This window comes from Chelatococcus sp. XZ-Ab1, assembly GCF_029309855.1.
GTDB lineage: Bacteria > Pseudomonadota > Alphaproteobacteria > Rhizobiales > Beijerinckiaceae > Chelatococcus_A > Chelatococcus_A sambhunathii.
In genome coordinates, this window is sequence record NZ_JARKII010000007.1 from 1 (window position 1) to 21803 (window position 21803).

The 21803-nt window shown below is 68.5% G+C and carries 22 protein-coding genes and 1 tRNA gene; 6 read left to right on the forward strand and 17 right to left on the reverse strand.

Annotation, left to right across the window (positions count from 1 at the left end):
* The 4 genes from P2T65_RS11475 to tesB all read right to left on the reverse strand — a co-directional run.
* Positions 1–1259: DNA translocase FtsK 4TM domain-containing protein (locus tag P2T65_RS11475; RefSeq protein ID WP_276199814.1), on the reverse strand; the 1259-nt coding region annotated here is incomplete at its 3' end.
* Between the two features lie 185 nt (positions 1260–1444).
* Complete coding sequence (locus P2T65_RS11480) at positions 1445–2809, reverse strand: ammonium transporter (protein WP_055461130.1); 1365 nt, start codon at positions 2807–2809, stop codon at positions 1445–1447.
* 25 nt (positions 2810–2834) lie between these two features.
* Positions 2835–3173: a P-II family nitrogen regulator gene (locus P2T65_RS11485; RefSeq protein WP_055461131.1), complete on the reverse strand. Its 339-nt coding sequence runs from the start codon at positions 3171–3173 to the stop codon at positions 2835–2837.
* A 191-nt stretch (positions 3174–3364) separates the two neighbouring features.
* Positions 3365–4234, reverse strand: a complete 870-nt coding sequence (gene tesB / locus P2T65_RS11490) for an acyl-CoA thioesterase II (protein WP_276199815.1) — start codon at positions 4232–4234, stop codon at positions 3365–3367.
* Between the two features lie 116 nt (positions 4235–4350).
* Between tesB and P2T65_RS11495 the strand changes: the two genes are divergently transcribed.
* Positions 4351–5652, forward strand: a complete 1302-nt coding sequence (locus P2T65_RS11495) for a ubiquinone biosynthesis hydroxylase (protein ID WP_276199816.1) — start codon at positions 4351–4353, stop codon at positions 5650–5652.
* Positions 5653–5656: 4 nt separating this feature from the next.
* Here the strand turns inward: P2T65_RS11495 and P2T65_RS11500 are convergent, their stop codons facing one another.
* The 4 genes from P2T65_RS11500 to P2T65_RS11515 all read right to left on the reverse strand — a co-directional run bounded on the left by P2T65_RS11500 (position 5657) and on the right by P2T65_RS11515 (position 8154).
* The gene (locus P2T65_RS11500) at positions 5657–5833 is read right to left on the reverse strand and encodes a Trm112 family protein (RefSeq protein WP_071924357.1); all 177 of its coding nucleotides are present in this window, start codon (positions 5831–5833) and stop codon (positions 5657–5659) included.
* Between the two features lie 106 nt (positions 5834–5939).
* Positions 5940–6611 (reverse strand): LON peptidase substrate-binding domain-containing protein, encoded by a 672-nt coding sequence (locus P2T65_RS11505; protein ID WP_055459895.1) that lies wholly within the window; start codon positions 6609–6611, stop codon positions 5940–5942.
* A gap of 32 nt (positions 6612–6643) precedes the next feature.
* A complete protein-coding gene (gene trxA, locus P2T65_RS11510) occupies positions 6644–7543 on the reverse strand; it encodes a thioredoxin (protein ID WP_055459894.1) in 900 nt (299 codons plus the stop codon).
* A gap of 53 nt (positions 7544–7596) precedes the next feature.
* Positions 7597–8154 (reverse strand): prolyl-tRNA synthetase associated domain-containing protein, encoded by a 558-nt coding sequence (locus P2T65_RS11515; protein WP_276199817.1) that lies wholly within the window; start codon positions 8152–8154, stop codon positions 7597–7599.
* A gap of 275 nt (positions 8155–8429) precedes the next feature.
* Between P2T65_RS11515 and P2T65_RS11520 the strand changes: the two genes are divergently transcribed.
* Positions 8430–8504, forward strand: a tRNA-Gly gene (locus P2T65_RS11520).
* Positions 8505–8802: 298 nt separating this feature from the next.
* On the opposite strand, the gene P2T65_RS11525 is transcribed toward P2T65_RS11520, so the two are convergent.
* The gene (locus P2T65_RS11525) at positions 8803–10041 is read right to left on the reverse strand and encodes an MFS transporter (protein ID WP_276199818.1); all 1239 of its coding nucleotides are present in this window, start codon (positions 10039–10041) and stop codon (positions 8803–8805) included.
* Positions 10042–10366: 325 nt separating this feature from the next.
* On the opposite strand from P2T65_RS11525, the gene P2T65_RS11530 reads away from it, so the two are divergent.
* The 3 genes from P2T65_RS11530 (at position 10367) to mgtE (ending at position 13495) form a co-directional block, all read left to right on the forward strand.
* Entirely contained in the window at positions 10367–11077 is a 711-nt protein-coding gene (locus tag P2T65_RS11530) for a L,D-transpeptidase (protein WP_055459892.1), read from the forward strand.
* Positions 11078–11641: 564 nt separating this feature from the next.
* Positions 11642–11806, forward strand: a complete 165-nt coding sequence (locus tag P2T65_RS11535) for a hypothetical protein (RefSeq protein ID WP_276199819.1) — start codon at positions 11642–11644, stop codon at positions 11804–11806.
* Positions 11807–12112: 306 nt separating this feature from the next.
* Positions 12113–13495: a magnesium transporter gene (gene mgtE / locus P2T65_RS11540; RefSeq protein ID WP_276199820.1), complete on the forward strand. Its 1383-nt coding sequence runs from the start codon at positions 12113–12115 to the stop codon at positions 13493–13495.
* Positions 13496–13558: 63 nt separating this feature from the next.
* On the opposite strand, the gene P2T65_RS11545 is transcribed toward mgtE, so the two are convergent.
* Positions 13559–14011, reverse strand: a complete 453-nt coding sequence (locus tag P2T65_RS11545; RefSeq protein ID WP_276199821.1) for a group III truncated hemoglobin — start codon at positions 14009–14011, stop codon at positions 13559–13561.
* Between the two features lie 710 nt (positions 14012–14721).
* On the opposite strand from P2T65_RS11545, the gene P2T65_RS11550 reads away from it, so the two are divergent.
* A complete protein-coding gene (locus P2T65_RS11550) occupies positions 14722–15141 on the forward strand; it encodes a DUF3830 family protein (RefSeq protein ID WP_040404561.1) in 420 nt (139 codons plus the stop codon).
* 5 nt (positions 15142–15146) lie between these two features.
* Here the strand turns inward: P2T65_RS11550 and P2T65_RS11555 are convergent, their stop codons facing one another.
* From P2T65_RS11555 to P2T65_RS11585, 7 genes are all read right to left on the reverse strand, one after another.
* Positions 15147–15860, reverse strand: a complete 714-nt coding sequence (locus tag P2T65_RS11555; protein WP_276199822.1) for an ABC transporter ATP-binding protein — start codon at positions 15858–15860, stop codon at positions 15147–15149.
* Positions 15857–16615 (reverse strand): ABC transporter ATP-binding protein, encoded by a 759-nt coding sequence (locus P2T65_RS11560; RefSeq protein ID WP_063188019.1) that lies wholly within the window; start codon positions 16613–16615, stop codon positions 15857–15859. Before P2T65_RS11560 ends, P2T65_RS11555 begins: the two co-directional genes overlap by 4 nt.
* Positions 16612–17499: a branched-chain amino acid ABC transporter permease gene (locus P2T65_RS11565; protein WP_055459886.1), complete on the reverse strand. Its 888-nt coding sequence runs from the start codon at positions 17497–17499 to the stop codon at positions 16612–16614. Before P2T65_RS11565 ends, P2T65_RS11560 begins: the two co-directional genes overlap by 4 nt.
* Positions 17499–18362, reverse strand: a complete 864-nt coding sequence (locus P2T65_RS11570) for a branched-chain amino acid ABC transporter permease (RefSeq protein WP_055459885.1) — start codon at positions 18360–18362, stop codon at positions 17499–17501. Before P2T65_RS11570 ends, P2T65_RS11565 begins: the two co-directional genes overlap by 1 nt.
* Positions 18363–18569: 207 nt before the next feature.
* On the reverse strand, positions 18570–19790 hold the full coding sequence (locus P2T65_RS11575) for an ABC transporter substrate-binding protein (RefSeq protein ID WP_055459884.1): 1221 nt from the start codon (positions 19788–19790) through the stop codon (positions 18570–18572).
* Between the two features lie 31 nt (positions 19791–19821).
* Positions 19822–21060, reverse strand: coding sequence for an amidohydrolase family protein (locus tag P2T65_RS11580; protein ID WP_055459883.1), 1239 nt, complete (start codon positions 21058–21060; stop codon positions 19822–19824).
* A 53-nt stretch (positions 21061–21113) separates the two neighbouring features.
* Positions 21114–21797, reverse strand: coding sequence for a TetR/AcrR family transcriptional regulator (locus tag P2T65_RS11585; RefSeq protein ID WP_276199823.1), 684 nt, complete (start codon positions 21795–21797; stop codon positions 21114–21116).
* Between the last annotated feature and the right edge of the window lie 6 nt (positions 21798–21803).

A 21803-nucleotide genomic window follows, 5' to 3' on the forward strand; every position in this document is an offset into this window, starting at 1 on the left:
GACTTGGTGCCGGGCGCCGGCTCCAGCTCGTAGAGCGTCACCACCGGGCCGGGATGCACGTTGATGATCTCGCCCTTGACCCCGAAATCCTCCAGCGTGCTCTCCAAAAGTGCCGCGTTCTGCTCGAGCGCTTCGGGCGAGATCACGGCGCCGTTGTTCTTCTTCGGCTCGGCGAGGAGGGCGAGCGGCGGCAGCTGGTAGTCCTCGCCGTCGTCGAGGAAGGAGGGCTGCGCCTCCCGCGCCAGGCGCTTGCCGGGCTTGGGCGCCGCCGGCGGCGGCACCACCCGCGACACGGCCGGCCCCGCCGTCCGGGGCGCATAGGCCTCGTCCTCGTCGGCAAAAGGCGCCTCGGCGGGATCGTAGCCGCCGAAATCCGCCGCGCCGTCGAAGGCGTCGTGGGCCGCGGGGGCCTGTTCGAAGCGCGGCTCGCGCCGGGATGCGGCGCGCGGTGCGGCGGAGGGGGCCTGCGGCGCGGCTTGAAAGCCGGCGTGGACCTGCGCCGGACGCCGTGCGGTGAGGCGGCGGGCGATGGCCGATTTCAATGTCATGAAGCCGTGCACGAGGGCGCCGAGCGACACGATGCCCCAGCCGGGCTCGTCCGCGCCGTCATCCTCGAAATCATCCGCATGCGCCCGGCGCGAGGAGCGGCGTGGTGCGAGCTCCTCGTCGTCGTCGTCATCCGCCGTCTCGGGGAAGCCGAAGCCGCAGGCGGCCGTCAGCGCGAGGATGGCGATGCCGGCATAGACGAGCGTGATGATGGCGGCGCCGGGGCCGCTGGTCAGGCCGAGGGTGCCGCGCAGCCCGAAGAGCAGCCCGTCGCCGACGACGCCCCCGAGGCCGCTCGGCAGCGGCCACGAGGTGGTGGCCGGCATGGCGCTGGCGACGGCGGCCGCCGCGGCCGTGCCAGCGAGCCACAGCCCGATCCGCAGTGCCAGCCGCTCGAGGCGCCGCCGCCCCATGAGCTGCATGCCCCAGATCACCACCGGCACGACGAAGACGATGGCGCCCATGCCGAGGATCTGCATGCCGAGATCGGCGATGACGGCGCCGAGCGGGCCGAGAAGGTTCTTCACCGGCCCGTTGGTGGCATGGGTAAGGCTCGGGTCCTCGACCGACCAGGTGGCGAGGGCGAGACCGAAGGCGAGGGCCAGCGCCACGAGCCCAAGTCCGCTGATCTCCGCTGCGCGACGGGCAAAGAAGCGGCGCATGGCGTCCGACAGTTCGTCGGCTTGCGAAAGGGAGTGGCGGCTCGTTCGCATGGTAGCAACCGGGCTGGGATGGACGCTCCCGGCCGCCCGGCGAGGCCGGGACGACCGATACGTTACCCTAGCGGGCCGCGAGTTAAACCCCCGTTAACCTTGTGCGGCGGCAGCGATGGCAGTGGACAGGGAAAGGCCGCGCCCTGGCGGGGCGCGGCCTCCTGTTCTCGGACATCAGGGGTGGCTCAGCTGCGCATGCCGCTGCCGCTGAACTCCGGATAGGCCTCGACGCCGATCTCGGCCTTGTCGAGGCCGAGCGCCTCTTCCTCGGCGCTGACGCGGATGCCCATGGTCGCCTTGAGGACGAACCAGACGACGAGGCTGATGCCGAAGGTGAACACGCCATAGGCGAGGATGCCGATGATCTGCGTGCCGAAGCTCGTCTCGTCGTTGGTCAGCGGCACGGCGAGCGTGCCCCAGATGCCGGCGAGGAGATGCACGGGGATCGCGCCGACGACGTCGTCGATCTTCAGCTTGTCGAGCATCGGCACGGCCAAGACGACGATGATGCCGCCAATGGCGCCGATGATGATGGCCGCCACGGGGGCCGGTGTCAGCGGTTCGGCTGTGATCGAGACGAGGCCGGCAAGGGCGCCGTTGAGCGCCATCGTGATGTCGACCTTCTTGTAGATCGCCTGCGTCAGCAGGATGGCGGCAACGACACCGCCGCAGGCGGCGAGATTCGTGTTGGCGAAGATGCGCGCGATGTCCGACACGTCGGCGTTGGTGCCCATGGCGAGTTGCGAGGCGCCGTTGAAGCCGAACCAGCCGAGCCAGAGGATGAAGGTGCCGAGCGTGGCGAGCGGCATGGACGAGCCCGGCAGCGGGTGGACCGCGCCGTCAGGCCCGTACTTGCCCCTGCGGGCGCCGAGAACGAGCGCACCGGCGAGCGCTGCCCAGCCGCCGACCGAGTGGACCAGGGTCGAGCCGGCGAAATCCGAGAAGCCCATGACGTCGAGCCAGCCCTTGCCCCACTTCCACGATCCCGTGATGGGATACATGAAGCCCGTCAGGATGACGGTGAAGAGAAGGAATGGCCAAAGCTTGATGCGTTCGGCGAGCGTGCCGGACACGATCGAGGCGGCGGTGGCGACGAACACCATCTGGAAGAACCAGTCCGAGGCGACCGCATAGTCGCCCTCGTTGGCCGTGCCGGCGGCCGGCCAGCCGTAGACGCCGAAGGAGCCGAAGAAGCCGCCATCGACGTTGGTGTACATGAGGTTGTAGCCGACGAGGAGATACATGATGCCGGCGATGGCATAGAGCGCCACGTTCTTCAGGCACTGCATCGAGACGTTCTTCGTCCGCACGAGGCCGGCCTCGAGCATGGCGAAGCCTGCGGCCATCCACATGACGAGGAACCCGCCCATCAGGAACAGCAGCGAATTGAAGATGAAGGCGGTGTCCTTGGCGGAGGCGAAGTCCGCGGCTGCGGCAGGCGTCTCGGCTCCCGCTGCGGGGGCGGCGGTCTGGGCGAGCGCCGGCAGCGCAAGGACAAGGGAAAGGGCGAGGGCGCCGGCTCCGGCCCCTGCATAGCGCTTGAACGTCATCGTTCGAACTCCTGGATTGCGGGGCTCAGAGGGCGTCGCCGTCGGTCTCGCCGGTGCGGATGCGCACGGCCCTCTCGATGCTGTAGACGAAGATCTTGCCGTCGCCGATCTGGCCGGTGCGGGCGGTGTCGGCGATGGTGTCGACCACCTTGCCGGCAAGGTCGGCGGGCACGGCCACCTCGATCTTCAGCTTGGGCAGGAAGCTCACCGCATATTCGGCGCCGCGGTAGATCTCGGTGTGCCCCTTCTGCCGGCCGTAACCCTTCACCTCCGTCACGGTGAGGCCGTGCACGCCGATGGCGGTCAGCGCGTCGCGCACCTCCTCCAGCTTGAACGGCTTGATGATCGCCATCACGATTTTCATGTCCCGTTTCCCCTTGACCCCGAGCAGCCCGTGTGCGGGCCCGCCGTGAAGTACCGGGAGGGACGAAACAAGCCGCGTGCCAACCCGCGGATTCCCGCCACTGCCATCCTTCGGACGGCGCGAATCGCCCTGCCTGCACTTTAGGCAGGCGCACTGCAGCAGGGTGCTGCCCAAATACTAGGCAGAATGCTTCAGGCGAGGTCGTCCCGCGGACGGATCAGCCCTTCCTGGGCGACCGAGGCGACGAGCTCTCCGTGGCGCGAGAAGATCAGCCCGCGCGAGAAGCCGCGGGCATCACCCGCCGAGGGGCTGTCCTGGGAGTAGAGCAGCCATTCGTCCGCGCGGAACGGGCGGTGGAACCAGAGGGCATGGTCGAGGCTGGCGGCCTGGATCGTGCGCTCGAACACCGTGCGCCCATGCGCGACGAGGCTGGTGTCGAGCAGCGTCATGTCGGAGGCATAGGCGAGGACGCACTGGTGGATGGCCGGATCGTCCGGCAGCCGGCCCGTGGCACGGATCCAAACGTTGAAGCGCGGCTCCATCGGCTCGCGCGACATGTAGCGGCGGAATTCCACAGGTTTCAGCTCGATCGGCCGCTCGCGCTCGAAATAGGCCCTGACCGGGTCCGGCATCAGCGGCAGCACGCGCGCCTTGATCTCCTCGTCGCTCGGCAGATCCTCCGGCCCCGATACGTCCGGCATGCGCACCTGGTGGACGAGGCCGGGCTCGTGCACATGGAACGAGGCGGACATGGAGAAGATGGCCTGCCCGTGCTGGATGGCGACCACCCGGCGGGTCGTGAAGCTGCGCCCGTCGCGGATGCGGTCCACCTCGTAGATGATCGGCACCTTCGGGTCGCCCGGCAGCAGGAAATAGGCGTGCAGGGAATGCACGTTGCGCTGCGGCTCGACCGTGCGCGTGGCTGCCACCAGGGCCTGGCCGATGACCTGCCCGCCGAAGACGCGCTGCCACCCCACCTGCGGGCTGCGACCACGAAACAGGTTGTGTTCCAGCACCTCGAGATCGAGTATTTCGAGCAGATCGGAGATGGCGTGCTTCATGGTCCGTCCCGAGGCAGGTGCGCAAGAACCTGCGAAGATACAGGGCCCCGCGAAGCGGGGATCGAACGCATGAGGCCCTTGCCGGGCCTGTTCGTCAAGATCGTCGGAGAGAGGGCATGGCCGCAGCGAAAGGCACCGGACGCAAGGGCAGCGCGGGACGGCGTGCCGGCGCGCGGACAATCCCGCCGTCCCGGCGCGTCGTCGTCGCGGGTGGCGGGCTCGCCGGCCTCGCGCTCGCCCTGTCGCTCGCCAGGGGCGGCGGCGGCGGGCTCGACGTCACCGTCTGCGACCCGGTGCTCGCCCGCCCGGCCCCGGGCGGCGATGCGTCCCGCGCCTCGGCCATCGCGGCGGGTGCGCGGCGCATGCTCGAGACCCTGGGCGTCTGGGGCGCTGTGGCGGAGCGCGCGGCGCCGATCCTCGACATGGTCATCACCGACAGCCGCCTCGCCGACCCGGTGCGCCCCTCGATCCTGAACTTCGCGGGCGAGGTGGCGCCCGGCGAGCCCTTCGCGCACATGGTCGAGAATGACGACCTCGTCAACGCCCTCGCCGCCGCCTGCCGCGAGGCGGGGGTCACGCTCGCTGCCGAAGGCATTGCCCGCTTCGCGGCCGTGCCGGAGCGCGTCTTGGTCACGTCCGCCTCCGGCGCCGCCATCGAGGCCGGCCTCCTCGTGGCGGCGGACGGTGCCCGCTCCCGCCTGCGCGACATGGCCGACATCGGCTGGGTCGGCCGCAGCTACGGTCAGGTCGGCATCGTCGCCACCATCGGCCACGAGCGCCCGCACGAGGGGCGCGCCATCGAGCATTTCCTGCCCTCGGGCCCCTTCGCCATCCTGCCGCTTACGACGCGGGACGGCCGGCACCGTTCCTCCATCGTCTGGACCGAGCGCGCCGATGCGGCCGACTACCTGCTGCAATTGCCGGACGAGGACCTGCGCGAGGAGGTGGAGCGCCGCTTCGGCCTCGAGCTCGGCGAGATCACGCTCCTGTCGCCCGCCCGTGCCTTCCCGCTGTCGATCGGCATCGCCCGGCGCTTCGTCGCCGGGCGCTTCGCCCTCGTGGGTGACGCCGCCCACGTCGTCCACCCGATCGCCGGCCAGGGGCTCAACATCGGCCTGCGCGACGTCGCCGTTCTGGCGGAGAAGATCATCGATGCCTGCCGCCTCGGCCGTGACGTCGGTGATGACGAGGCGCTCCTCGCCTATGAGCGCGCCCGGCGGTTCGACACGGTGACCATGGGCCTTGCGACGGACGGGCTCAACCGCCTGTTCTCGAACGACCTTCTGCCCGTGCGCCTCGTGCGCGACCTCGGCCTCGGCCTCGTCGAGCGGATGCCGGCGGCCAAGCGCTTCTTCATCCGCGAGGCGGCGGGCCTGACCGGCGCCGTGCCGCGGCTGATGCGCGGCGAGGCACTCTAGGGGCTCAGTCCAGCGGCCGCGCCTCTTCCGGCAGCATGATCGGGATGCCGTCGCGGATCGGATAGGCGAGCTTGGCCTGCCGGCTGATCAGCTCCTGCCGCGCCGCATCGTATTCGAGTGTCGTCTTGGTCAAGGGGCAGACGAGGATCTCGAGCAGCTTCGGATCGACGCCGCTCGACATGCGTGTCGTGCTGTGCTGCGGGTTCTGTCCCTCGTTCCGGCCTTCGCTCATCGTTTTGCCTCGTGTCGACGCCTGTCACGGCCGAGCGAATCGCATGCGGCGCGGCTTATTGCAACGTCGTTTCGGACCCGCCGGCGATGCGTGCGAGCTCGATCTCTGTGATGGCGACCAGCGTCTCCGCCCGCGCCTTGAGATCGGGCGCCTCGAGAAGCGCCTGCTTCTCCTTGGGGCCGAAGGGGCTCATCATGGACAGGGCATTGACGAGCGCCTCGTTCGGCGCTCCCTCGATGCTCTTCCAGTCAATCTTGAGATCGTTGGCGGCGGCGAAGTCCCGGAGCGCGTGGATGAGGGCATCGCGGTCCACCGCCTCCTCCCCGGCGCGGGGCGTGAAGTCGATGGCGAAGGGGTCGTAGTCGACGCGCGCCTGGCGGTAGGGCGTCATGACGGTGAGCTCCTCGCGCACGCGAAAGCGCGCGATGCCGCTCAGCGTGATGAGGTAGCGCCCGTCGCCGGTCTCGGCCAGTTGGGTGATGCGCCCGGCGCAGCCCACCGCATAGAGCCGCGGCGTGCTCGTCTGCGCCGCTTCCTCGGCGTCGGGCTGGATCATGCCGATGATGCGCCGGCCGGCCAGCGCATCGTCGACCATGGCGAGGTAGCGCGGCTCGAAGATGTTGAGCGGAAGTTGTCCGCGCGGCAGCAGCAGCACACCCGAAAGGGGAAAGAGCGGAATGACGGCCGGCATCTCCGCCGGGCTGCGGTAGGTCGGGTTCATCACCATGCCGTCGTCTCCCGCCAGGCTGCCGGCTCCTGTCAGGCGAACAGGAGCGAGGACAGCCGCCTGCGCCCCGCAATCGTCATCTCGTCCATCGGTCCCCAGGCGTCGAAGAGCTGCACGAGCTGCCGGCGGGCGCCATCGTCGTTCCAGTTGCGGTCGCGGCGGACGATCTCGAGCAGATGGTCGAGCGCCGCCTCCCGCCGGCCGCGGGCGTTGAGCGCGAGGGCGAGGTCGAATCGTGCCTGGTGGTCGCGCGGATCAGCCTCGACGCGCGCCTCGAGCTCGGCGAGGTCGCCGAGCTCGGCCGTCTGCTCGGCAAGCTCGATGGCGGCCCGGCCGGCGGCAATCGCCGGGTCGTTCGCCTTGTCTGCCGGCGCCATGGCGAGGAAGCGCTTTGCCCCATCGATATCGCCGAGGGTGACATGCAGTCTGGCGAGGGCGCCGATGGCGACGGTGTTGGCCGGCTCCTGCGTCAGCACGGCGGCATAGATCTCGGCCGCGCCAGTGGCGTCGCCGGCCGCAAGCTTCGTCGCGGCTTCCTCGAGCATCACATCCGTCGCCGCCGGGCCGACGGGGCCTACGAGGCGTTCGATGAAGCCCTTCACCTGGCTCTCGGGCAGGGCGCCCATGAAGCCGTCCACCGGCTGGCCGCGCTGGAAGGCGATGACGGCGGGAATCGACTGGATGCCGAGCTGGCCGGGGATCTGCGGATGCTCGTCGATGTTGAGCTTGACGAGCTTGACCTTGCCCTTGGCTGCGGCCACCACCTTCTCGAGAACGGGGGTCAGCTGTTTGCACGGGCCGCACCAGGGCGCCCAGAAATCCACCAGCACCGGTTGGCGCATGGATTCGGTAATGACATCCTGCCGGAAGGCGGCGGTCGTCGTGTCCTTGATGGTGCCGGCATCGGCCACGGTGGGCTGTTCGTTCAACATTCAAACCTCTGTTTGTGACGAATGCGGATCGGGCCTTCCTGCCCGCGGCATGTTCAAGATGGGGCGGCGATGCGCGTCTGGCAATCGTCCGGGCGCATCCCGCCGGCAGGTTCGGGGCGCGATGCCGCCACGACGAGCGGCTCGTGGCCCGTGGCGCGCAGGAAGGCGACAAGGTCGTCGCGGCCGATGGTGCTCGTCATCGTGTTGATGAGCGGGTGGAAGTTCAGGCGCTCGTTCTCCAGCATGGCGGCGTCGAGCACGATGGTGACGGCGCCCTCCCGGTCGTTGAAGGCGCCGAAGGGCGTGACCGAGCCGGGCTCGACGCCAAGATGCTGCTTCAGGAGTTCGGCGCTGGCGAAGGAGAACTTGCCGCTCGCGCCGACCGCGGCCGGCAGCGCCTTGAGGTCGATCGCGGCGTCCTCGAGCGCGACGACGAGGAAGAGCCGCCCCTTCCTGTCCTTGAGGAACAGGTTCTTGGTGTGCCCGCCGGGAATGAGGCCGCGCAGCGCCCGCGACTCGGCGACCGTGAAGAGCGGCGGGTGCGTCGTCGTCACCGCCGTGATGCCGAGGTTGGCGAGAAAGGCGAAGAGATCGTCGGGCGTGGTAGACATGGCGCGGTTGTACCGGCCGGCCCGGCATGCGGCAAGAAGGAGAGCCCCGGCGGCCGACGGGGTCATCCCAAGCCCGGACAGCCACCCCGCAGGCAGGACGCCCGGCCGCTCGGGCTCGCGTGCCGGATGGCGACGGTCGGGACCAAGTCATCCACAGGCTGGATGGCGGTGCGCGCGGCATTTTTGTCGAGCATACCGAATTTGCCCCTTGCATTGTCCTGCAGTTTGCGGCATGTAGCCGACCTCGATGGCGCTGATCGCTGCCGGACATGGATGCGGGTGTAGCTCAGGGGTAGAGCACAACCTTGCCAAGGTTGGGGTCGAGGGTTCGAATCCCTTCGCCCGCTCCAGTTCATCTCAGAAATCCAGACGCTCGCAAGCGCCCGCAAGGGCGTTCTTTGCTCGCTGCCCTCGTTCGTGCCAGCGAAACAGCGCAGCCGCCTCGTGCTGCACCGCCGTCGGACGACGCCCGGTGCGGGCATCGCTGCCGGCCGGTGAACGACCTCGACCGGACTTTCCGCACAGCGGGTTCGCTCCCCGAACCAAAGCGATCACAATCACGGCGGAAGGCCTGACCTGCCAATGGACCCGCTTTCGCCCAGCGGCGTCCCGGCCCATTACGGCTCGTGCTTCGAACGGGCCCGCCCCTCAGAATGCAGTGTTGGAAGCGGCTTGCAGTTTTGGTTTCGCTTTCAGCATCAGCCAGCCGACGATGGCGAGATTGATGAGGTTCCAGGCGAGCCCGTTCAGGAAAGCCATGCGGTAGGATGCAAAGACATCGAAGATCAGCCCCGAGACATAGCCGCCAAAGGCCATGCCGGCGATGGTCGCCGACATGACGATGCCGATGCGCATGCCGGCTTCCCTCGGTGGCAGGTAGTCCCGGATGATGACCGCATACATCGGCACGATGCCGCCCTGGAACAGGCCGAAGATGCCGGTGACGATATAGAGCGAGCTCAGCCCGTCGAACCAGAGATAGAGGAATAGCGCGAGCCCCTGCATCAGCGAGCCGAGCGCCAGGGTCGCCGCGCCGCCGATTCGGTCCGCGACGAAGCCGGACCCGATCCGGCTGATGATGCCGAGGAAGAGCATTAGCGACAGCATTTCGGCGCCGCGCGCGACGCCGTAGCCCAGATCGCCGCAATAGGCGACGATATGGACCTGCGGCATCGCCATGGCGACGCAGCAGCAGAAGCCCGCGACCGCGAGCAGCCCCTGCAGCTGGTTCGGCGACAGTCCGAGGTCACCCCGCGCGCCGGCGCTCGATATCTCGGCCGCCGCCAGCGTCTCGGCCGCGGGCCGCCGGCGGAAGAACAGCGCGAGCGGCAGCATCACGGCGAGCGCCACGACACCGATGCCGATATGCGTGGCGCGCCAGCCGTGGCTTTGAAGGCCCCAGGTGATCACCTGCGGCCAGATCACGCCGGCGAGATAGCTGCCGGAAGCGCCGAATACGACCGCAAGCCCGCGATGCCGACGAAACCAATGCGACAGGTCCGCGATGAGCGGTGCAAATCCCGCGCCGCCGCCGATGCCGATCAGCAGACCATGCGCCAGAGCGAAGTGCCAGAGGGTGCTCGATAGTCCGGCCAGGACATAGCCCGTCCCGAGCAGGACAGCCCCGCTCACGATCGGCACGACGATCCCGTAACGATCGGCGATGCGGCCCATCACGATGTTGCCGAAGCCGAAGCCGAGCATGACGCAGGTATAGGGCAGCGAGGCGCCGGCCCGCAGCGTACCGAACTCCGCCTGGACGGCGGGCAGCACCACGACGACCGACCAGGTGCCGACACAGGCAATGGTCCCGAGCAGGAGCGACAGCGCCAGCCGCAGCCAGGAATAGGCGGAATCCGGCGCATCGCGCTGTCCCTGGGGCGACATGTGTCCTCGATGGCCCTTCCGCGGAACGGCCCTGTCCGCGCGCCAATGATTAGGCGCCGGTCATCGGGCCGACAAGCGACTTTGCCGCAGCGGAGCACGGCGCCAGTCGCAGGGCAGCGTTCTCTAGCCGGGGCGACGGGTGGCGCCGTCGGCCAGCCGGGTAGGATTCGGGCCGGGCGACTTTTGTTCATGGAAGGCTGCGCAGCGAAGGACCGCGCTTGCCAATCGGTGCGTGCAGCGGCAGTCTCGGTGTGGCAGAGACGCTCGGCGGGGCAATCGACGGCCATTCTCTCTCGCCGGGCAACGGGCATGGGGCTCCGACATCATGATCATGGACGGTGGGATTGCCGATGGTGGCGCGATGAAGAAAACGGCTTTGACCGGGCTTTCGCCGGCGCTTCTCAACCGCCGGTCGTTTTTGATCGGCTCCGCCGTCGGCCTTGGTGGGCTCGGGCTGTCCGGTTGCATGACGTCCGATGGCATGAGCCTGGCCGAGGCGAAGCTGGCCTATGGGCCGGTGCCGGACGAGAAGTTTCCGATTCCGGCGGTTGATGTCAGCAAGGTCGATCCCAAGTTTTTCCGTCGGACCGTTCGTTACGAGACCCAGGAAGAGCCTGGCACGATCATCGTCGATCCCGGCAACTATTACGTCTACCGGATCGAGGGCGACGGACAAGCGACCCGCTATGGCGCCAATGTCGGCCGCCAGGGGTTCCTGTGGAGCGGCGACGCCTATGTCGGGCGCAAGGCCGAATGGCCGACCTGGACACCGCCCAGGGAGATGATCCGGCGCCAGCCCGAAGTGGCGAAGTATGCCGGCGGCATGCCGGGCGGCCTCGATAACCCGCTCGGTGCTCGCACGCTCTATCTCTATCAGAACGGCGCCTATACCCTCTATACGATCTACGCCAGCAGCGACCCGGAATCGATCGGCAATGGTGTCACGAGCGGCTGTGTCGGCCTGCTCAGCCAGGACATGATCCACCTCTACGAGCGCACGCCGCTCAAGACGAAGGTTGTCGTCCTGCCAGCATAGCGACGGGCGGCCATGTCTTCCAGGATCGCCGCAGCCAAGAGGCGTGTGCGGGGCCGTCGGGCAAACATGGCTGGGGCGTATCCGTCCTTCCTGCCGGGCATCCCATGTCGCCGGCACCTTTCTCTACGCGCCTGGTGGTGGCTGGTGCTCTTGCTCGCGCTCTTGCCGGGAGCCCTGTGCGTGCGATGCTGCCCGGCGTGCTGGCCATCGTCACCAAGCGCCAACTTGCCGGACGGTTTGTCGCGAGAACGCTCCTGCGGCCGGCTCGGAATCCACTTTGTCGAGTGTTACGCCAGGCAGACGGTTTGAGAACCGATTTTGCACTTGATTCCCGCGCGTCGAGGGCGTAGTGCGCGAGCGTCTGCAGCCGTTTGGCCGCAGACATGTCTTCCCGCAGAGAATGTCATGGACAGTTACCCTAGTTGTGGCGCCCGGTGGCGGGCGCCATTGCGGAATGAGGTGATCGCTCCCGGCCAGGGCCGGGTGAGCGGCGGCATTCGGACCTAAGGGTCGGCCCCGTTCACCTCCCGCCCCCTCGCCGAGGGGGATCGCAGGAGGTGAACGATGGAGACAATCATCTTCCTCTCGCATGCCCGCCGGCCGACACCGGACCGGCGGTTCGCCGGCCGCCGGGAGCGCCTGCCCGGTCCGCTTCCTTGTGCCCGTGCGCCGGCCCAGTCGCGGCCCGTTTCGCAGTTGGCGCGTCGCTACGGCGACTGGCCGGCTTGATGGCCGGTGGTCGTTGCACGAGGACGCAACAGACGTCGACACCCGTCGTTGTATCAGGCGGCACGTCCGGATCACGATCCGCGGCGCGGCCCATCACAGGCCCGAGGCCGGCTGCCGTCCGGCGGCCTGACGGCATTCAGGAGACCGAACATGGAAGACGGATCTAGTCGCTTGGCCACGCAGCGCTCCAGCTTCGTGGCCCTCCCCCGCAAGACGACCCCGACAGCCCGCCGACGCGCGCGCCTGCCACCGCACTGATGGCCGGTCCCCCGTCGGCGGCGTCCCATCTGCCGACGGAGTTAAGACATGACCGCCATCATCACCGCCGCCGATTTCCGCGGCCATCTCGCCCATGACGACCGCGCCGCGATCAAGGCGGCGCTTGCCGATCGCCATGTCGCCGATATTGCTGCCGCTGCCGGTGAGCTTGATCCCCGCGACATCGCCAAGATCCTTCTTCTGCTGCCCGAGCGCCAGGCGGCCGAGGTCTTTGGCTATTTCGCGCCGGCCACGCAGGTCGCCATTGCGGACGAGTTGAGCCGCAGCGACCTCGCCCGGCTCGTGACCGCCATGTCGCACGACGAGCGTGCCGATCTGTTCAACCGCCTGACGCCGAGGCAGCAGCAGGCGCTCCTGCCCGGCATCGCCCACGCGGAGCGCGAGGACATCCGCCGGCTTGCTGCCTACCCCGAGGGCACGGCCGGCTCGCTCATGACCTCGGACTATGCCGTTCTGGCACCCGATCTCACCGCCCGCGAAGCGATCGACCGGCTGCGCAACGAAGCCCCGGACAAGGAGACGATCTACGAGGCCTACGTGGTCGATGGGGCCCGCCGCCTCGTCGGCGTCCTCTCCCTGCGCGACCTCCTGCTTGCCCGCGACGAGGTGCTCGTGGCCGACATCATGCGCAAGGGCGTGATCTTCGCCCACGTTCAGGACAAGCGCGACGAGGTGGCGCGGAAGATCGCCGACTATGACCTGCTGGCCCTGCCGATCGTCAACGGCGGCGATGCGCTCGTCGGCATCGTCACGGTGGACGATGCGATGGACGTGGCCGAGGCCCAGCGCGGTCGGCGCGTGGCCCAGTTCGGCGGCAACGCGGCGGTGGGGGGCGGCCCCGACCTCGATCTGCTGGCCTCGAGCTTCATGCAGATGTTCCGGGTGCGCGCCTTCTGGCTCGTCCTGCTGACCATCTTCGGCGTCATCACCAGCACCTTTGTCGCCGCGCAGGAGGAGATGCTCGATCGGGTGATCATCCTCGCGGCCTTCATCGCCCCCATCGTCGACATGGGCGGAAATACGGGTAGCCAGTCGGCTACCCTCGTCATCCGCGCCATGGCGATCGGCGACGTGAAGCTGCGTTGGCGCGACGTGTGGTTCGTGATCCGGCGCGAGATTCCGGTCGCCCTGGCGCTGGGCGTCGTGATCGCGGCGCTCGAGGCCGTGCTGGCCTTCTTCAGCAAGGGTGTGGGAGGCGATGTCCTCCTGGTCGTCGGCCTGTCCATGGCGATCTGCACCGTGCTGGGCGGCCTCATCGGCGCCCTGCTGCCCTTCGCCGCGCGCCGCATCGGCACCGATCCCGCGACGTTGAGCTCGCCCCTGATCACGTCGGTCATGGATTTGCTGGGCGTACTCATCTACTTCAGCCTCGCCTATGCCTTCCTTGGACACCTGCTGAACGCAGGATAGGAGAAGGCGGGAAGTCAACGTCGCCCGGCCGATAGCGGCGGCCCCGCTGGCCGGGGCCGGCGTTCAGCCGTCGCTCCCCCTCCAGAAGCGCTCGCCGCGCATGAGAAGTCGGCCGTTGCGGGTCGCGATGCCGAGTTCGAGGCTCTCCGCGATGGTCTTCGCATGGGTCGTAAAGCGCGCGGCCGCGGCGGGCGGGCACAGGTCGCGCGCCGTCTCCTCGAACAGCGCCAGCCAGCGGTCGAAGTGGCGCGCGTCGACCGGAAGCGGCAGGTGCTTCGCCATCGGCCGGCCGCTGTAGCGCCCGCTCTTCAGCGTCACCGAGGACCAGAAGGCGCAGATTTGCTGAAGATGCGGCTCCCAGTCGACGATATGGGCGGCAAAGACGGGCCCGAGGAGGTCGTCGTCGCGGACCCTGGCATAGAAGGCCCGTACCAGCCGCTCGATCATCGCCTCGTCGATGCCGGGTTCGCCGGCGCTGTCGCCGGCGCCGTCCGTGCGCCGCTCGGATTCCGTCATGATTGTTCCGCGCCCATGGTCGACGGGCGGCACCATATCAACGGCCGTCCTCGCGCAGAAGCCTCTGCCCGCGACGGGTCATGGCGTCTCTTTGCCGCTGGTGTCCTTGCGGGGGCGGGGCTGCCGTTCCGCGTCGCGGCGCGGAAAATAGACGTGCCAGCCGGAAACACGCGCATCCGCGATGCCGGCATGCACCGGCCTGAAGCACCAGGGGCAGCGCACGGCCGCGCGCGGCACGCTGCGGCTGCACGCATCACAGAACAACATTCGGGCACCATTCGTCACGGCTCGACCTCCGTGCGCGCCAATGCGCGCGACAACACAGCGATGGTTCGGTGTGCGGGGGGCCCGGAGCGGGTGCGGCGTTCGTCTTCTCGTCAGGCGTTCGCGCTCCCGGTCCGGGTGACGACATGCGTCAGCCGGAGGTAGCGAATCGGATGTCTGCGCGCGCCGTAACACATGAGCCCTGACTGGACGACGATTGGGGCCATTTGGAGGATTCTTCGTGCCCGCCGGGCCGTTCGCGTGGCGGCATAGCCGCGCCTCGCCTTGTGCAAATCACGAGGCCCGGCGCCAATGCCGACGGAACGGGCTTGCCCGTGCCATGGCGTCGGGCGAGAAACGGCGAGCCGTCGAACAGCGCGGCGAGAGATCGACCGGACGGTTGGCTGTGCGCGAGGGCGCCCGGCCGCCCGTCTCAGGCAGGGAGCATGGGTGTGGAGAAACTCGTCATCACGCTGGCCGGCATCAGCTTCGACGCGCGGCTCGAAACCGAGAAGGCACCGGCGACTTGCGCCGCCTTCCTGAAGCATCTGCCCTTCCGCAACAAGGCGATCCACGTGCGCTGGAGCGGCCAGGCGGTCTGGATCCCGCTCGGTGATCTCCAGTTCGGCGTCGGCTACGAGAACGCCACCTGCTATCCGGCGCCGGGCGAGGTCGTGCTCTATCCCGGCGGCGTGAGCGAGACGGAGATCCTGCTCGCCTACGGCCGCGTCGCCTTCGCCAGCATGGCCGGCCCCCTCGCCGGCAACCACTTCCTGACCATCACCAGCAACCTCGACAAGCTGCCCGAGCTCGGCACCAAGGTGCTGTGGGAGGGGGCGCAGGACATTTCCTTCGAGCGCGTCTGAGGGCGTCAGCCTTCCGTGCGGCCGCGGCCGAGGTAGAGCTCGGCCGCCCGCTCGTCGGCGAGCAGCGTCGTCGCCGCTCCCTCGAGCGCCACCTTGCCGCCGTCGAGGATGCAGCCGCGATCCGAGATGGCGAGCGCCTGGCGCGCGCGCTGTTCGACCATGAGCACGGTGACGCCGAGCGACGGCAGCCGGGCGATGAGCGAGAAGACGTCGGCCACGCGCGCCGGCGACAGCGCCGCCGTCGGTTCGTCGAGGATCATCAGCCTGGGCCGCGGCATCAGCGCGCGGGCGAAGGCGAGCTGCTGGCGCTCGCCGCCCGAGAGGCTGCCGGCGCGGGTGCGCCGCCGCTCCCCGAGCAGGGGAAACAGCGCGAACAGCTCCGCGATGCGTGCTTTATGGTCCTTCACGCCCTGCACCACCTGCAGGTTTTCCAGAATGCTGAGCGAGGGGAAGATGTTGGCGACCTGCGGCACGTAGCCGATGCCGAGGCCGATGCGGTCCTCCGCCGGCAGGCCGAGGATGTCGCGCCCGTCGATGCGCACGGCGCCCGAGACGCGCGGCAGGAGGCCGACGATCGCCTTGGCGAGGGTCGACTTGCCGGCGCCGTTGGTGCCGGCCACGGTCAGGATCTCGCCCTCGCTGAGGGAAAGATCGATGCCGTTGAGGATGTCGACCTCGGAATAGCCGCCCTTGAGGTTGTCGATGGCGAGGATGGTCACACTGCGCCTCCGAGATAGGCTTCGCGCACGCGCGCATCGGCGAGCACGGCGTCGGGCGCGCCCATGGTGAGGATACGGCCCTGGTCCATGACGTAGAGCTGCGGGGCGAGCCGCGTCAGCGCCTCGAGGTCGTGCTCGATAACGAGGAAGCCGATGCCCCGCCCGTTGAGCTCGCGGATGCGCTCCATGATCTCGCCGATGAGCACTGGATTGACACCGGCGAAGGGCTCGTCGAGGAGGATGAGCCGCGGCTTGACGAGGAGCGCCCGGCCGAGCTCGACGAGCTTCTTCTGTCCGCCCGAGAGCTTGCCCGCCGGCTCGTCGGCGACCCGCTCCAGCCGGAGAAAGCGGATGACCTCGCGGACCTCCTCGGCGAGCCTCTCTTCCTCCTCGCGCACCTTGCCGGCGCGGAAGAAAAGGCCGACGAGGCTCTCGCCGGTCTGGCCGGGTGCCGCTGCCATCATGTTCTCGCGCACGGTGAGATGGGCGAACTCGCGCGGCACCTGGAAGGTGCGCACGAGGCCGGTGCGGGCGCGCCCGGCGGGGTTCAGCCCGTCGAGGCTCCTGCCGTCGAACCCGATCGCGCCTTCGTCCGGCGGCATGAAGCCGGAGATGACCGAAAAGAGCGTCGACTTGCCGGCGCCGTTCGGGCCGATGAGGCCGACGAGGCCGCCCATGGGCACCTCGAGCGAGACGCCCGAGAGCGCCTTGAAGCCGCCGAAGGCCTTGGAGATATTGGTGACTTGGAGGCTCATCGCTTGGTGAAATCCCCCATGAGGCCCTGCGGGCGGTAGATGGTGAAGAGGACGAGGAGCAGCCCGACGACGCCGATGCGCAGCGAGGCCATCTCTACTTCCGAGACGCCCGGCACGATGTCGCGCAGGAAGCGCGAGCCTTCGAGGAAGAGCATCAGGAGGCCGGTGCCGACGATGGCGCCCGAAACGCGCCCGACGCCGCCGATGATGATGGCCATCCACACGTAGAAGGTGACGAGCGGGATGAACTGGTCCGGCACGATGTAGGTGATGTAGTGGGCGTAGAAGGCCCCGGCGATGCCGGCCAGCGCCGAGCCGAGGATCAGCACCTGGATCTTGAAGCCGGCCGGATCCTTGCCGAGCGCTTGCAGCGCCTCCTCGTTGTCGCGGATGGCCTCGATGACGCGGCCGAACGGGCTCGCGACGATGCGGCGCATGGCGTAGATCGCGGCGAGCGTGACGGCGAGGATGAGGCCCATGACGGCGAGCTGCGCGCCGATGCCCACCGAGATGGTCTCGAACAGACGCGGAATGCCGGGGATGCCCTGCACGCCGTTGGTGAGCCATTTCTCGCTGGTGATGACGAGGCGCACCGTTTCCGAGAAGCCGAGGGTGACGATGGCGAAATAGTCGTCGCGCAGCCTGAGCGAGATGAGGCCGATGGGCCAGGCCGCGAGGCCCGCCGTCACCGCCGCGGCGGGGATGGTGAGCGCGAGCGGCAGGCCCTGCAGCGACAGAAGGGCGGAGGTGTAGGCGCCGATGGCGAAGAAGCCGACATGGCCGAAGTTGATGAGGCCGGTCAGCCCGTATTGCAGGGTCAGCCCCAGCGACAGGAGCATGTAGATGAGGGCGATGATCGCGATCGCCGCGAGATAGGCGTCCATCAGCGTACTCCCTCGATGCGTCCGAAGAGGCCGCGCGGCCGCACCAGGAGCACGGCGAGCAGCACGACGAAGGACAAGGCGATCTTGTAGGTGAAGCCGACGAAGGGCGTCGACACCTCCTGCGCCACGCCGAGGACGAGCCCGGCGACGACCGCACCAACCGGGCTGCCGATGCCGCCGAGGATGGTGGCGGCGAAGATCGGCAGCAGCATCTCCCAGCCGACCTCCGGCGAGACGATGGTCTTGATTCCGAGCATCATGCCGCCGACCGCCGAGACGCCACCGGCGATGAGCCACATGGCCGTCATTACCCGCTCGGGGCGGATGCCGGAGACGCGGGCGAGGTCCCGGTTGTCCGCCACGGCGCGCATCTGCCGGCCAATGGGCGTGAGATAGAGGATGGCGAAGACGGCGGCGAGCGCGACGACGGCGACGGTCGCCAGCTGTAGGTCGAGCGGGTTGATGGCGAGCCCGGCGATGCGGATCGGCCGCGACAGGGGCACGTTGAACACCTGCTGCTGGTGGCCGAAGGCGACGCCGAGCCCGGCCCTGATCATGAAGCCGATGCCGATGGAGGCAACGAGCAGCGACACCACCGAGCGCCCGGCAAGGCGCTTGAAGACGGTGAGATAGGCGACAAGCGCCAGCACCGCCGCACCACCAACGGCTGCGATGCTGCCGAGCGCGAGCGAGCCGCTGGCCTTGTGGACCGTGAGCGCCGTGTAGGCACCGAAGGTCATGGTGTCGCCCGTCGCCGCATTGGGGAAGCGGGCGATGCCGAAGACGAGGGTGAGCGCCAGTGCGCCGAGGCCGACCACGAGCCCCTGGACGAGGCCGTTGACAGCAAGTTGAGCGTAGAACAAGGGACCATCCCGCCCGGTTGAACGACGGCGCTGACCGGCTTGAACCGGCCGCGGCGCCGATAGCAAATCTCGTGCCCGCCCCCGCCGTCATGCCCGCGCTCGTCGCGGGCATCCACGCCTTGACAGTCAGGCAACGTCAAAGGCGTGGATGGCCGGGACAAGCCCGGCCATGACGCCGCTAAGAAGGCAGCGTCGCCGAGAACCACCTCAGATCTTGACGACGTAGCGGCGGTTGAGCTTGCCACCCTCGATGAAATAGGCGCCGAAATCGGGCGTGACGTCGCCGTGCTGATCGAAGTCGAGCACCGAGGAGGCGCCCTCGTAGTTGATCTTGCCGGCCTTGAGCGCCTCCTTGCCCTCGGCGAAGGATGAGACCTGCTTGCCGTCCGGGTTGCCGACCTCGCGCAGCTTTGCGACGACCGCGGCCATGTCGGAGGTGCCGGCGGCCTCGATGGCGAGCGCCAGCACCGTCATCATGTCCCACGTCATCGCGGCATAGACGTTGTTGGTGCCGGCCTGGCCCATCGCCTTCTGGTAGGCCGCATCATAGGCCTTGAACGCTTCGGCGCCCTCGTTGGAGACGGAATCGACCGAGATGATGCCCTCCGTCACCTCGGCGCCGAGCGCCTCGACGAGCTGCGGGTTCGCCGCCCAGCCGGGGATGATCCACTTGACCGGTTGGCCGGTCTGGAACCATTCGCGCAGGATGATGGTGGTGTCGGCGATGTAGGAGCCGGTGACGATGACGTCCGGGTTCGCCGCCAGCACCTTCATCAGCTCGGAGCGATAGCTCGCCTGGTTCGGCTCGTAGACGACGCTCTCGACCACCTCGCCGCCCTTGGCCTTCCACGCCTTGGTGAAGCCCTCCGTATTGCCGATGCCGGAGGCGTTGTTGAAGGCCATGGTGGCCGGGCGCTTGAAGCCTTCCTTCTCGCAGATCTCGGCGAAGGCGCGGCCGAAGCGGTCGTTGGTGGCCTGGAAGCGGAAGCCGAGGCCCTTGGCATTGGCCGGCGGCACGGACAGCGCCGGCGCGCCCGAGCAGTGCATCAGCGGAATGCCGGCATCGTTCGTCAACGGGATGACGGCGAGCGACACGCCCGAGGACCAAGTGCCCAGGATGGCCTGCACCTTGTTGACCTCGATGAGCTTCTTGGCCGCGAGCACGGCCGCCTGCGGGTTGGTCTGCGTGTCCTCGGCGACGATCTCGATCTTGCGCCCGCCGGCGCCGCCGGCGGCGTTCACCGCCTCGGCGGCGGCGACGATCATCTTCTGCATGCCGGAGCCGTAGGGCCCGCCGACACCCGTGACGGGGCAGAGCGCACCGATGCGGATCGCGTCGGCGCCCTGGGCGCGGACGATGGAAGGAGCGGCGACAAGCGCCGCACCGGCGGCGACGGAGCCCAAAAATTCGCGTCTGGTCGTCTTCATGGCTTGTCCTCTGGATTCTTCGGTTCTTGCGTTATGCGTCGAGCGTGTTCTTGACGAAGCGCCCTTCCTTCATGATGGCGGGCATCGACCGGCCCTGGCCCGTCAGCAGGGCAAGGTCGTCGAGCGGGTTGCCGTCGACGACGATGAGATCCGCATAGGCCCCGGGTGCGATGCAGCCGATCTTGCCGTCCATGCCGCAGAGCCGCGCCGCATCCAGCGTGGCCGAGCGGATGACGTCCATCGCCGGCAGCACGCGGCCGCGGATGACGAATTCCTCGGACTGGTGGCGGTGCATGGCGCCGAGCAGGTCGGAGCCATAGACCATCGTGACGCCGGCCGAATGGAGAATCTCGAGCGAGCGCAGGCCTGCAAGCCGCACGTCGTCGATCTTGGCGACCGAACTCTCGGGCAGGCCGTAGTTGGCGCCTTCGCTCTTCAGTGCCTCGTAGGTGACGAGCGTCGGGCAGGCGAAGGCGCCCTTCTCGGCCATCAGCTTCGCCGTCTCGGCCGTGACGAGGTTGGCGTGCTCGACGGAGTGCACGCCGCATTCGACGCCCCGGCGGATGGCCTCGTCCGTGTAGAGATGGGCCGCGACATAGGTCTGGGCGTTCTGCGCCTCCTCCACGATGGCCGTCACCTCCTCGCGCGAGAAGCCCATGAAGGCGATGGGGTCGGTGGGCGAGGCGACGCCACCGTTGGCCATGATCTTGATGAACTGTGCGCCGGCCTTGATCTCTTCGCGGGCGGCGAGGCGCACTTCGCTCAACCCGTCGCAGATGCGGCCGAGGGAACCGAGCTTGCGGTCGAAGGCGTGGCGGTCGCGCACGTCGTAGCGGCCGCGGAAGTCGCAGTGGCCGCCTGTCTGTGACAGGGCCTTGCCGCAGATGACGAGGCGCGGCCCCTCGAAGAGCCCTTCTTCCACCGCCTGCTGCAGGCCGAAATCGGCGCCGCCGACGTCGCGCACGGTGGTGAAGCCGCGCATCAGCATGCCGCGCATGATGACGGAGGCATGGGCGGCAACGAGTGAGTCGGGCAGGAGCGCGTTGCGGCCGAGATTCGCCTCGGAGGCAATGACGTGGACGTGGCAATCGATCAGGCCCGGCATCAGCACCTTGCCGGCGAGGTCGATGACCCGGGCGTCCTTCGCCCGGAGTGGCGCGTCGCTGACCTCGCGAATGTGCCCGTCCTCCACCAGGACGTTGACGCCCTCGCGCGGCACGGCGCTCGCGCCGTCGACGATGCTGGCGTTCTGGAAGATGGTGATGCTCATGGTGCTCCCTGGCCTGCGGCTGCGCCCGCCGGGTTCGGCGGTGCCTCCTGTTCTCAGCTTTTCGGGGTCGTCCCCGCGCGTTCAGATGCGACTGCGGCGATGCCTTCCGCGGCCTGGTCCGTCTCGCCACCGGGGCGGAACTCACGCTTGACCTGGCGCTTCCAGAAGGCGAGCAGCTCGCGGAAATAGGCCGGATCATCCTTGACCGGTGTCTGGGCGATCATGCCGCGGATGAGGCACATCGAGGCGTTCATGAGGACGAGCGCATGGTCGACGTCGACGCCCGCCTGGCCGGCGAGCTCGGCCCAGACGGCATTGAGTCCGGCATGGAATTCCTTGACGACGGGTACGATGGCCGCGCGGAAATCGCCGTTGTGCCGGGCCTCCGGCAGGTATTCCATCGTCACATAGAACAGGCGGTCGTTCATTATCTGCCAGAGGAAGTCGACGATCTCGTCCGTCGAGCCGCCAGACCGGCGGATGTCCGCCGCCATCTCGTGCAGCGAGGCCGTGCTCTGACGCAGCATGTGCGCCACGGCGGCGACGATGATCTCTTCCTTGGAACTGAAATGATGCGTAAGCGCGCCGCGCGACACGCCAGCGCGCTCGGCGATGTCGGTCGTCGACATGCGGTAGAGCCCGCGGTCATGCAGGAGGTCGATGGTCGCCTCGAGCAGGCGCGCCACCGTGTCGGCGCTGCGCTCCTGCTGGGTCCGTCGCTGTCGGCGCTGGCTCATGCTTCC